Annotated in this window: 11 protein-coding genes; 8 read left to right on the forward strand and 3 right to left on the reverse strand. The window is 60.1% G+C overall.

What is annotated here, in order from left to right; all coding sequences use genetic code 11:
• Window positions 1–47 precede the first annotated feature (47 nt).
• Window positions 48–425: a glutamine synthetase gene (locus ACIOUG_RS06955; RefSeq protein WP_401063688.1), complete on the forward strand. Its 378-nt coding sequence runs from the start codon at window positions 48–50 to the stop codon at window positions 423–425.
• Here ACIOUG_RS06955 and ACIOUG_RS06960 read toward each other — a convergent pair.
• Complete coding sequence (locus ACIOUG_RS06960) at window positions 422–1,624, reverse strand: N-acetylmuramoyl-L-alanine amidase (protein WP_401063690.1); 1,203 nt, start codon at window positions 1,622–1,624, stop codon at window positions 422–424. The genes ACIOUG_RS06955 and ACIOUG_RS06960 overlap by 4 nt on opposite strands.
• 84 nt (window positions 1,625–1,708) lie before the next feature.
• Here ACIOUG_RS06960 and folE2 point away from each other — a divergent pair, with 84 nt between their 5' ends.
• Genes folE2 through ACIOUG_RS06990 form a run of 6 tightly spaced genes read left to right on the forward strand, consistent with a single transcriptional unit; the run spans window position 1,709 to window position 6,915 of the window.
• A complete protein-coding gene (gene folE2 / locus ACIOUG_RS06965; RefSeq protein ID WP_401063692.1) occupies window positions 1,709–2,605 on the forward strand; it encodes a GTP cyclohydrolase FolE2 in 897 nt (298 codons plus the stop codon).
• Window positions 2,602–3,270 (forward strand): metal ABC transporter ATP-binding protein, encoded by a 669-nt coding sequence (locus ACIOUG_RS06970; protein ID WP_401063695.1) that lies wholly within the window; start codon window positions 2,602–2,604, stop codon window positions 3,268–3,270. Before folE2 ends, ACIOUG_RS06970 begins: the two co-directional genes overlap by 4 nt.
• Window positions 3,270–4,136, forward strand: a complete 867-nt coding sequence (locus ACIOUG_RS06975) for a metal ABC transporter permease (RefSeq protein WP_401063697.1) — start codon at window positions 3,270–3,272, stop codon at window positions 4,134–4,136. Before ACIOUG_RS06970 ends, ACIOUG_RS06975 begins: the two co-directional genes overlap by 1 nt.
• A gap of 11 nt (window positions 4,137–4,147) precedes the next feature.
• Window positions 4,148–5,023, forward strand: coding sequence for a metal ABC transporter substrate-binding protein (locus tag ACIOUG_RS06980; protein ID WP_401063699.1), 876 nt, complete (start codon window positions 4,148–4,150; stop codon window positions 5,021–5,023).
• On the forward strand, window positions 5,020–5,580 hold the full coding sequence (locus tag ACIOUG_RS06985) for a DapH/DapD/GlmU-related protein (protein ID WP_401063702.1): 561 nt from the start codon (window positions 5,020–5,022) through the stop codon (window positions 5,578–5,580). Before ACIOUG_RS06980 ends, ACIOUG_RS06985 begins: the two co-directional genes overlap by 4 nt.
• 3 nt (window positions 5,581–5,583) lie before the next feature.
• Window positions 5,584–6,915, forward strand: a complete 1,332-nt coding sequence (locus ACIOUG_RS06990; protein WP_401063705.1) for a dihydroorotase — start codon at window positions 5,584–5,586, stop codon at window positions 6,913–6,915.
• An 81-nt stretch (window positions 6,916–6,996) separates the two neighbouring features.
• Here the strand turns inward: ACIOUG_RS06990 and ACIOUG_RS06995 are convergent, their stop codons facing one another.
• Window positions 6,997–7,515: a DUF3617 domain-containing protein gene (locus ACIOUG_RS06995; protein ID WP_401063708.1), complete on the reverse strand. Its 519-nt coding sequence runs from the start codon at window positions 7,513–7,515 to the stop codon at window positions 6,997–6,999.
• Between the two features lie 131 nt (window positions 7,516–7,646).
• On the opposite strand from ACIOUG_RS06995, the gene cls reads away from it, so the two are divergent.
• The gene (gene cls / locus ACIOUG_RS07000) at window positions 7,647–9,086 is read left to right on the forward strand and encodes a cardiolipin synthase (RefSeq protein WP_401063711.1); all 1,440 of its coding nucleotides are present in this window, start codon (window positions 7,647–7,649) and stop codon (window positions 9,084–9,086) included.
• 43 nt (window positions 9,087–9,129) lie between these two features.
• Here cls and cfaB read toward each other — a convergent pair whose 3' ends face one another.
• The gene (gene cfaB / locus ACIOUG_RS07005; RefSeq protein ID WP_401063714.1) at window positions 9,130–10,317 is read right to left on the reverse strand and encodes a C17 cyclopropane fatty acid synthase CfaB; all 1,188 of its coding nucleotides are present in this window, start codon (window positions 10,315–10,317) and stop codon (window positions 9,130–9,132) included.
• Window positions 10,318–10,395: the final 78 nt, after the last annotated feature.

Here is a 10,395-nt window from a genome sequence, read left to right on the forward strand (position 1 = left end):
GATAAACAGCAGGAAGCTGCACGCCATCTGCCCATCGGGAAATCGTGATGAAAAGTGCCCTGAAGTGCTCGCTGCTAAGCCTTGCGTTGCTATCAGGGGCCAACGCCTGGGGGCAAACTCCCGAGCTCGCCAACTGCACACGCAGCGCCAATCTGCTGGCCTGCATCGATGCGCAGGGCAATGCCTACAGCGTCAACACCGTGGGCAGTACGATTTACCTGCGTGGCTTTGAAAAGCACGGCAAGCGCTATTGGGCGCAGACCAACAGTCGCTTCGGCCAACTGACGTTCTTTACCGGGATAGCCTCTGACGGGGAAGCCTGGGTGGGCTACACCCGTCGCGTCGGCTGGACGACGATCAATCGCTTTTCCAGCTCCGGCGGCAGTAGCGCCAAGTTCATCTGCAGCCGGATCAACGGCTGCTAAACCTGCGCTGCATGCTGCTCCTGCTGCCAGGCGATATAGCTGTCGACTGGCGGATTCTTCTGAAAATAACGCTGCAAACCTTCGAACAAGCCGTCGGCCACGGCTTGCTGATGTCGAGGCGTAACCAGTCGCTGACTGTCACGCGCGTTGGAAATGAAGCCGGTTTCCACCAGAATCGACGGCACGTCCGGCGACTTCAACACGGCGAACCCTGCCTGTTCCACGCGTTTCTGATGCAGCGTGGTAATGCCTGCCAGACTGCCGAGAACGGTGCTGCCGAGCTGAAGACTGGCAGCGATGGTGGCGTTCATCGACATGTCGAGGATCACGCCGGCGAGCATCGGGTCCTTGTCCTTGAGATTGAGCAGACTGGTGGCTCCAAGCAGGTCTGCGCCATTTTCCCGCTGCGCCATGAAGCGCGCTGTCGCTGACGTTGCGCCACCCTCGGAAAGGCAATACACCGAAGCCCCCGAGGCCGTGAGACGCGGCGCCGCATCGGCGTGCACCGAGATAAACATGTCGGCCTTGTGCTGACGAGCGATGTCCACACGCTTGCGAAGCGGCACAAAAAAGTCGTCATTGCGCACCAGTTTCACGTCAAAACCCTTCTCCCTTTTCAGCCGTTTGGCGAGCAATTGGGCGATGGAAAGCACCACGTCTTTTTCTCGCTCACCCTTGGCGCCGACCGCACCGGGATCTTTTCCCCCATGCCCAGGATCAACGACAACGATGATGTCGCGCTTGGGGTGAGTCTGATTCGAGGGTGTTTCACGTGGAACCATTGCCGGACTCGATGCCTGTTTGGCGCTCAGCAGATCAAGCACCAAGCGGTGTCCCTGACCATCCTGAGGTGCCAAAAGAAAGCTGTTCAATAGCAGCGGATGATTCAAATCGAGGACTATGCGCGTATCACCCTGACCAAAGTGTCCGGATCGAATCGAGCGAATAGGCGTATCGGCAAGCGTCAATTGACCGAAGTCGCCACTCAAACTTGCCCCGGAAAGGTCGATGATCAAACGCTCAGGATCGCTCAGAGAGAAGGTTTTGTAGCGCACGGGCCCGCTCAGATCGAAGACCAATCTCAGCTTTTCATCCGAACGCCAGAGCCGCGCATTGCGAATTTGCGTGGCCGAAACATTGAAAGGAAAAGCCAAGGCCGTGCTGGCCAGAAGCAGGTTGAGCAGATGACGTCTGTGCATATGAAAGCCCGTTCATGAAAAAGGCATCGTGATTTGAATTGTTATAATGTAACATCGAATTCAATCAATACGATGGTGCCGAACATGAATTCGCTGACACTTCCGGACATTGCGACTCAAGCCGCTCGCCAGGCATTACCACTTGAATGGGTAGGAATGTGCGGCATTGCCTCGCCTGTTTTATTGGAAGGCCAACGCCTGAATGCAAGAGCTGATGCAGGCGTAAGTCTCGATGATGGTGAAGCGCGTGGCATTCACATGTCGCGGCTGTATCTGGCACTGGAGGCACTTGAACGGCGAAACCTCTCTCCCTCCTTATTGCGTCAGGTACTCGCGGGTTTTCTGGATAGCCATCAGGGTTTATCCAGTAGCGCCTACCTGAACATCCATTGCGAAGTGCTGCTGAAAAGGCCGGCGCTGGTCAGCCCGCTGGCCGGGTGGAAGAGTTATCCAGTAAGCATTTTTGCGAGCCTGAAAAACAAAGTGTTCCACGTGGAACTGAAAATTGATGTGCAATATTCCTCGACTTGTCCCTGCTCCGCCGCGTTAGCGCGGCAACTGATCCAGCAACAATTCATCGACGACTTTGCCAACAAGCCGCTGCAGCACGCCGAAGTTTTGTCTTGGCTTGGATCGAGCCAAGGCATTGTCGCCACACCGCACAGCCAACGCAGCATCGCGCAATTGCATATGCATCTCGACGAGTTCATCGACGAACTACCCGTGAGCGTCATCATTAACGACGCTGAAGCGGCGCTCGGAACCGCAGTGCAAACAGCCGTGAAACGCGCCGACGAACAAGCCTTCGCACTGGCCAATGGACAGAACCTGATGTTCTGCGAAGACGCCGCGCGACGACTCAATCTAGCTCTGCGCCGTGCCCCAGGCGTGAGTAGATTCCACCTGCGAGTGATCCACGCCGAAAGCCTGCACGCCCACGACGCTGTCGCCGAAAGCCACTGGCACCGAGAACGCCCATGATCCGCTGCCATACCCTGAGTTGGGGGGCACCCGGCCAACCACTGACTTCGCCACTGACACTCTCGCTGGAACACGGCAGCCTCAGCGCCATCATCGGCGCCAACGGCTGCGGTAAAAGCAGCCTGCTGAAAGTCATCGCCGGGTTGCAGAAACCGTTATCGGGGAACATCGCACTGGGTGTTCCACGTCAGGGCGGCCTGGCGTTCCTGCCGCAACAGCAACACCTCGACCGCCAGTTCCCCATCAGCCTCGAAGAACTGGTGGCCGCCGGTTTCTGGGGCCGTCGATTGTCGACACAACTGCGCGCACAACGACTCGCCAACGCATTGGAAAACTGGTACTTGAGCGGACTGGAAAAGCGTCCGCTGATGGCCCTTTCCGGTGGCGAACTGCAACGCGCCCTGCTTGCTCGATTGAGCCTGACCGACGCCCCGTTGCTGTTGCTCGATGAACCGCACGCCGCACTTGATGAACTGGGCCAGCAATTGCTCTGGCAACACCTCCACGCCTGGCACGCCGAAGGGCGAACATTGTTAATGGTCTGCCACGACCTCGCCGCTGTCCGCCAGCACATCCCGCAGACGCTGCTGATCAAAAACCGCGAATGCGTATTCGGCCCCAGTGCCGAACTGATCCAGCAAACACCCAACATGCAGGTGGCCTGATGCTCACCGTCGCGCACTTCTGGCAACCGTTCAGCGAGTTCGTATTCATGCGTCGCGCCCTGCTCGGCGGTCTGTTGCTGGCCTGCAGCACAGCGCCGCTCGGGGTGTTTCTGATCCTGCGGCGCATGAGCCTGATCGGTGACGCCGTCGCCCACGGCATCCTGCCCGGTGCGGCGCTGGGTTTCTGGTTCGCCGGCCTCAGCCTGCCAGCGCTGACACTCGGCGGCCTCGGCGCCGGCCTGGGCATGGCCGGTCTCGCCGCCTGGATCACCCGCCGCACCGGCCTGCGCGAAGATGCCAGCCTCGCGGCGATCTATCCGATCTCACTCGCCAGTGGCGTGCTGATTCTCGGCATCGCCGGCAAGCGCCTCGACCTGCTGCACTTGCTGTTCGGCTCGGCACTCGCTGTCGACAGTCCGACCCTCAACGGCATGTTGTGGGTCTCAGGACTGAGCCTGGTCGCCATGGCGTTGATCTACAAACCGCTGCTGCTCGACACCCTCGATCCGCTATTCCTGCAAACCGTCAGCCGTCTCGGCCCACTCGCCCACGGGGTCTTTTTGACCTTGGTGGTGCTCAATCTGGTCATCGGTTTCCAGGCCATCGGCGCCCTGATGGTGGTCGGTCTGATGATGTTGCCCGCCGCCGCTTCACGATTCTGGAGCCGGCGCCTGCCGAGCCTGATTGCCATCTCGGCGCTCATCGGCTGCCTGTCGGTGTGGTTGGGATTGTTGATCTCGTTCTACTACTCGCTGCCCAGCGGTCCGGCGATCGTGCTGGTCTCCGGTATCGGTTATCTGCTGTCCGTGGTGTTCGGACCGGTGCACGGTTTGTTGCGCCGCCCGCCTTTGCTCACATCCCAATGAGGTGTTTCCCGATGCGCGCTCTACTCGTGTTGTTCAGCCTGATGCTGTCGATGTCGTTGTCGGCGGCGGAAAAATTGCCGGTGGTCACCAGCTTCAGCATCCTCGCCGACATGGTGCATCAGGTGGGTGGCGAGCATATCCAGATCACCAACATGGTCGGACCGGATGCCGATGCCCACACTTATGAACCGACGCCGGATGACGCCAAAGCGCTGCTCAAGGCCAGGCTGATCATCAAGAACGGCCTCGGTTTCGAACCATGGCTCGATCGCCTGGTGACCAGCACCGAGACCAAAGCCACGGTTGTCAGTGCCAGCCACGGAGTGATTCCACGCTCGCTGGATGAGGACGGCGAGAGCGTTCCCGACCCGCACGCCTGGCACAATCTGGCGAACACCGAGTTGTACATCGCCAACATCACCAAAGCACTGATCGCCGCCGATCCGGCGAACAAGGCCGGCTACCAGCGCAACAGCCAAGCCTATCTGAAACAGATCTACGCCCTGCTCGCCGAAGCCAAGGCCAAGCTCGGCTCGCTGCCGCCGGGCAATCGCAAGATCGTCACCAGTCACGATGCCTTCGGTTATCTCGGGCAGGCCTACGGCATCGACTTCATGGCGCCGCAAGGTCTGTCCACCGAACGCGAACCGTCAGCCGCCGAAGTCGCCGCGCTGATCACCCAGATCCGTCAGGCCAAGGTCAAAGCGGTGTTCATGGAAAACATCAAGGACGCGCGCCTGCTCAAGCAGATCGCCGAGGAAAGCGGTGCGCACATCGGCGGTACGTTGTACTCCGATGCCCTCGCCGCCAGCGGCCCGGCCAGCACCTTTACCGGGCTGTTCGAATACAACCTCAACACCCTTTACGAAGCGCTGAGCCAGCCATGATCCGCAAGAATCCTTCCGGCGATCTGCCGCACATCGCCGAGTCGGCCTACGTCGACAAAACCGCGATCATCTGCGGCAAGGTGGTCATTGGCGAGAACGTCTTCGTCGGCCCCTACGCGGTGATACGCGCCGACGAAGTAGACGCCTCGGGAGCGATGGAGCCGATCACCATCGGTGCCAATTCGAACATCCAGGATGGCGTGGTGATCCACTCTAAATCCGGCGCGGCGGTGGCCATCGGCGAGTTCAGCTCGATCGCTCACCGCTCGATCGTGCATGGTCCGTGCAAGGTTGGCGACCGGGTGTTCATCGGCTTCAACAGCGTGCTGTTCAATTGCGTAGTGGGTGATGGCTGCGTGGTGCGGCACAACTCGGTGGTCGATGGCCGCGATTTGCCAGACGCGTTCTATGTGCCCTCCACCACTCGCATCGGCCCCAACACCGACCTCTCGCAGTTCCCGCCGGTAAGTGTCAGCGCCTCGGAATTTTCCGAAGACGTGGCACGCACCAACGTCGACCTGGTGCGCGGTTACAAAGCCTTGCAGAACGAGTTCTGAATCATGAGCAGCGTGCTTATTCGCAACGCCAGACTGGTCAACGAAGGACGCGAATTCGACGCCGATCTGCTGGTCAGCCATGGCCGCATCGTCAAGATCGCGCGCAGCATCGACGGTGAAAATGCCCGCGTGGAAATCGACGCCCACGGCCAATGGCTGTTGCCAGGGATGATTGATGACCAGGTGCATTTTCGCGAGCCGGGGGCGCCGGCCAAAGGCAGTATTCACACCGAGTCCCGCGCGGCGGTGGCGGGCGGCATCACCAGCTTCATGGACATGCCCAATACCAACCCGGCCACTCTCACCCTTGAAGCGCTGGCCGATAAAAAGCGTCGGGCGGCGATCAACTCGGTGGCCAACTACGGCTTTCACTTTGGCGTGAGTCAGGGAAACCTCGACACCGTCGCCGCGCTCAATCCCTGCGAAGTGGCCGGGGTCAAAGTGTTCATGGGCGCGTCCACCGGCAACCTGCTGGTGGATGATCCAAAGATTCTCGAGCGTCTGTTCGCCGAAGTGCCGACGATACTGCTGGCCCACTGCGAACACACACCGAGCATCGACGCCAACGCAGCCCGGCTGCGTGAGCGCCTGGGTGGGCAGCTGCCGGCGAATATCCATGCATTGATCCGCGATGCCGAGGCTTGTTACCGCTCTTCTTCGCTGGCAGTGGAACTGGCGAAACGGCACGGTACCCGCCTGCATGTCCTGCACCTGACTACAGCTCGCGAACTTGAATTGTTCGAGGACAAGCCGCTTGCCCAGAAACACATCAGCGCTGAAGTCTGCCTGCATCACCTGCTGTTCGATGAGCGCGACTATCCAGCACTCGGCAACCTGATCAAATGCAACCCGGCGATCAAGACCCGAGCCGACCGCGATGCTTTGCGCGCGGCATTGCTGAGCAATCGACTGGACGTCATCGGCAGCGATCACGCACCGCATACCTGGGCAGAAAAGCAGCGCCCGTATGCCGAAGCGCCTGCCGGTTTGCCGCTGGTGCAGCACGCCTTGCCAGCGCTGTTGGAACTGGTGGCCGATGGCGTGCTCCCAATCACCACGTTGGTGGCGAAAACCAGTCACCGGGTGGCGGACCTGTTTGCGATTCCGGATCGGGGTTATTTGCGCGAAGGGTATTGGGCGGATCTGGTGCTGGTTGAGCCAACGGCTGTGGAAGTGTCGCGGCAACCGATTCTGTCGCAGTGCGGGTGGACGCCGTTTGCTGACAAGACTTTCCGCTATCGGGTGAATACCACGCTGGTGTCGGGGCAGATTGCCTGGAGGGAGCAGCGTATTAACGAAGGATGTCAGGGGCTGCCGTTGCGGTTTATGCGCTGATCATCAAAACGCTTTCGCGAGCAAGCCCGCTCCCACAGGTACAGCGTGATTCGTGTGGGAGCGGGCTTGCTCGCGATGCTTTTAAGCTCTTGGCTTCACAGCGCCGCAATCCTGACCCAACCACACCGCCCGGGTTTCCAGACTGCCCTTCTGGTTGATTCCGATGGCGTTGAACGTGCCGTTGGCCACCGTGGTGAACTCACGATCACTGAGGAACGTGGCAACCCCGGTGCCTTGCGCTTTCGGGCAACTGAAACGGAATTTCCACTGGTTACCGTTGCGTTCAGTGATCTGCTGTTTGCAGCCCGACTGCGGATCGGCCAGCGGAATATCGTTGGTCGCCACCTGCTCCGGCGTCAGGCAGGCACGGATCCCCTTGCCGCCGATGTTGATCCCGTTCTTTTCCAGCGCCGCGCGCTGTTGCGGGGTCATCTGGCCTTGCAACTGGCCGAGGATCGATTGCACATCCATGGGCTGGTCATCGACCTTGACGTTGCTCGAGGTCATTTCCCATAGCCCCGGCTGCAGCATCTGCGCCTGCGCCACCAGCGGCATTGCCAAACCCAGGCCCAGCGCCAAACCCAGCAGACGAACGTTCATCGAAAAACTCCTGATCAGTAGTGGCCGTTAGACGTCGGCCGATTGCTTCGGTTCATGCGCCAATTAAATAGCGACAATCGCCTCGGAACATGGTCTGTTAAGCATTGAATCTTCAGGAGCAAGGCTGCCCCATGGATTATTTTGGACCGCACATTTTCGGTTATCTGATCGCCCTGATACACAGCCTCGGCTTGATCGCCGCGATCCATGCGGTGCTGACCGTACGCACCGCCCAAGGCTCGATTGCCTGGGCATTGTCGCTGATTTTCATTCCCTACCTGACCCTCATTCCTTACCTGGTCTTTGGCCGCAGTACCTTCGACGGTTACATCAAGGCGCGACGCCAGGCCAACGAACAGATGCGCCAGGCGATTTCCGAGTTGAACTGGCGCCCGTGGGTCGAAGAAGCCCTCACCGCCCGCGCCTCTAAGGCCTACGCCTCGCTGCGCGCCATGCCCAAACTGGGACGCATGCCGTGCCTGGCGAACAACCAGGTGCAATTGCTGGTGAATGGCCACGCAACCTTCGAGGCAATTTTCCACGCGATTGATCAAGCGCGCGAAGCCGTACTGGTGCAGTTTTTCATCATCCATGACGACCGCCTCGGGCAGCGTCTGCGTGACCTGTTGCTGAAAAAAGCCGCCGAAGGCGTGGCGATTCATCTGCTCTACGACCGGATCGGCAGCCACGCCCTGCCCCACAGCTACGTGCAGACGCTGCGCGATGCCGGTGTCGAGGTCAAAGCTTTCGCCACACGCAGCGGCTGGCTCAATCGCTTCCAGGTGAATTTCCGTAACCACCGCAAAATCGTTGTGGTCGATGGGGTGCTCGGCTTCGTCGGCGGGCACAACGTCGGCGATGAATACATGGGCGAGAAACCGCCGCTGGCGCCTTGGCGCGATACCCACGTACAAGTGCGCGGCCCGGTGGTGGCCTGCATGCAGGAATCGTTTGCCGAGGATTGGTTCTGGGCCGCACGCAAATTGCCGCCGCTGATCCTGCCGGACGTTTACCCGGAGGACGGCGTACTCTGCCAGTTGCTCGCGAGCGGCCCGGCCGACGCCTACGAAACCTGTTCGCTGTTCTTCGTCGAAGCAATTCACGCAGCGACCGAGCGGGTGTGGATCACCAGCCCGTACTTCATTCCCGACGAAGCAGTCTTCGCCGCGTTGCGCCTGGCGGTTCTGCGCGGCGTCGACGTACGCCTGCTGCTACCCTCTCGCCCCGATCACCGCATCGTCTACGCCGCCTCCAGCCTCTATGCATTCGAGGCGGTGCGCGCCGGCGTGCGGGTGTTCCGCTACGAGCCGGGGTTTCTGCATCAAAAAGTGGTGTTGATCGACAGCGAAATCAGCGCCATCGGCAGCGCCAATCTGGATAACCGTTCGTTCCGGCTGAATTTCGAAGTGATGCTGCTGACCGTCGATTGCGAGTTCGCCGCGAGCGTGGAACAGATGCTCAACGCTGACTTCGCCCAGGCCTATGAAGTCGCCAAGGAAGAAAGCCGGGAAATCCACCGCCTGCAACAGCTCGGCATGCGGATCGCCCGGCTTATTTCACCGATTCTCTAGCCAGCCCATCACCCTCTCCAAGGGAGAGGGCATGGTTCAGGCATCAAGGGTGGTAGATGTCGTCGCGGGTCCAGGGCAGTTCATGGCTGCCATCGGGATGCGCCTTCACTGCAAGAATCTGGTGCAGATTGATCCAGCCACGTGCGAACGCGTAGGCACACCCGGCCAGATACAACCGCCAGATCCGCAACGCCTGATCCGGTACCAGTTTTGCGGCGGCTTCGAGGTTGTCCTCCAGACGCTCGCTCCAGTGATCCAGCGTGCGCGCGTAATGCAGGCGCAGGCTTTCGACGTCGACGATCTCCAGCCCGACTTCGCTGATCTCGGCCGAGATCATCGCCAGGTGCGGCAGCTCGCCGTTGGGGAACACGTATTTCTCGATGAAGTCGCCAGCGCCGCGTCCCACCGGACGACCATCGGTGTGTTTGGCGGTAATGCCGTGGTTCATCACCAGACCACCCTCCTTCACCGCGCCGAACAAGACTTTGCAGTACTCGGCGAGGTTGGCGTGGCCGACGTGTTCGAACATGCCGACACTGACCACCTTGTCGAAGCGCCCGTCCTGCGGCAGGTCGCGGTAGTCGAGCAATTGCAGTTCAACCTGGTCTTCCAGGCCCTCGGCTTTGACCCGTTCGCGGGCCAGTTCCAGCTGTTCCTTGCTCAGGGTGATACCGAACACTTTGGCGCCGAACTCCCGCGCCGCGTAACGCGCCAGACCACCCCAGCCGCAACCGACATCCAGCAGGTAATCGCCCGGCTGCAAACGCAGCTTGCGACACAGATGCCGGAACTTGGCCTGCTGCGCCTGTTCGAGGGTTTCACTGCCGGTTTCGAAGTACGCGCAGGAATACGCCATGTCGCTGTCCAGCCACAGCTGGTAGAACGCGTTGGACAGGTCGTAGTGATAGGAAATGGCCTTGGCGTCGGTTTCCTTGTCATGCACCGAACGCACTGGCTGGGCATCGTCATCGCCACCCAGCAAGGCGCTGCTCAATTCGTCGCAGACCCGGATCACCTCACTGATCGAGCCCTCCAGTTCCAGCCGGCCTTCGACAAACGCCGCCCCCAGCGCGTCGAGACTTGGATGGGTGAACTGAGTGACCATCGTCGGATCCTTGACCACAATGGTAACGCTGGGCGCCGGGCCCAGATTGAACTCATGGCCGTCCCAGAGTCGCAGGCGAAGCGGAAGCTGCAGGTTCTGTAAGGCCGGTGGCAGTTGCGCGAGCATGGAAAATCCCCCCCTTGTTTCAGACGTCAGATCTGAGGGTAGACCATCCTTGAAAAATAGCAGGCTATCGATTTAATT

The sequence above is a fragment of the Pseudomonas sp. NPDC087803 genome (assembly GCF_044742995.1).
Classification (GTDB): domain Bacteria; phylum Pseudomonadota; class Gammaproteobacteria; order Pseudomonadales; family Pseudomonadaceae; genus Aquipseudomonas.

Excerpts from the sequence above, each read along its gene's own strand:
- ACIOUG_RS06955 (WP_401063688.1), top strand. The coding sequence starts at position 48 with ATGAAAAGTGCCCTGAAGTGCTCGCTGCTAAGCCTTGCGTTGCTATCA.
- ACIOUG_RS06960 (WP_401063690.1), bottom strand. The coding sequence starts at position 1,624 with ATGCACAGACGTCATCTGCTCAACCTGCTTCTGGCCAGCACGGCCTTG.
- folE2 (WP_401063692.1), top strand. The coding sequence starts at position 1,709 with ATGAATTCGCTGACACTTCCGGACATTGCGACTCAAGCCGCTCGCCAG.
- ACIOUG_RS06970 (WP_401063695.1), top strand. The coding sequence starts at position 2,602 with ATGATCCGCTGCCATACCCTGAGTTGGGGGGCACCCGGCCAACCACTG.
- ACIOUG_RS06975 (WP_401063697.1), top strand. The coding sequence starts at position 3,270 with ATGCTCACCGTCGCGCACTTCTGGCAACCGTTCAGCGAGTTCGTATTC.
- ACIOUG_RS06980 (WP_401063699.1), top strand. The coding sequence starts at position 4,148 with ATGCGCGCTCTACTCGTGTTGTTCAGCCTGATGCTGTCGATGTCGTTG.
- ACIOUG_RS06985 (WP_401063702.1), top strand. The coding sequence starts at position 5,020 with ATGATCCGCAAGAATCCTTCCGGCGATCTGCCGCACATCGCCGAGTCG.
- ACIOUG_RS06990 (WP_401063705.1), top strand. The coding sequence starts at position 5,584 with ATGAGCAGCGTGCTTATTCGCAACGCCAGACTGGTCAACGAAGGACGC.
- ACIOUG_RS06995 (WP_401063708.1), bottom strand. The coding sequence starts at position 7,515 with ATGAACGTTCGTCTGCTGGGTTTGGCGCTGGGCCTGGGTTTGGCAATG.
- cls (WP_401063711.1), top strand. The coding sequence starts at position 7,647 with ATGGATTATTTTGGACCGCACATTTTCGGTTATCTGATCGCCCTGATA.
- cfaB (WP_401063714.1), bottom strand. The coding sequence starts at position 10,317 with ATGCTCGCGCAACTGCCACCGGCCTTACAGAACCTGCAGCTTCCGCTT.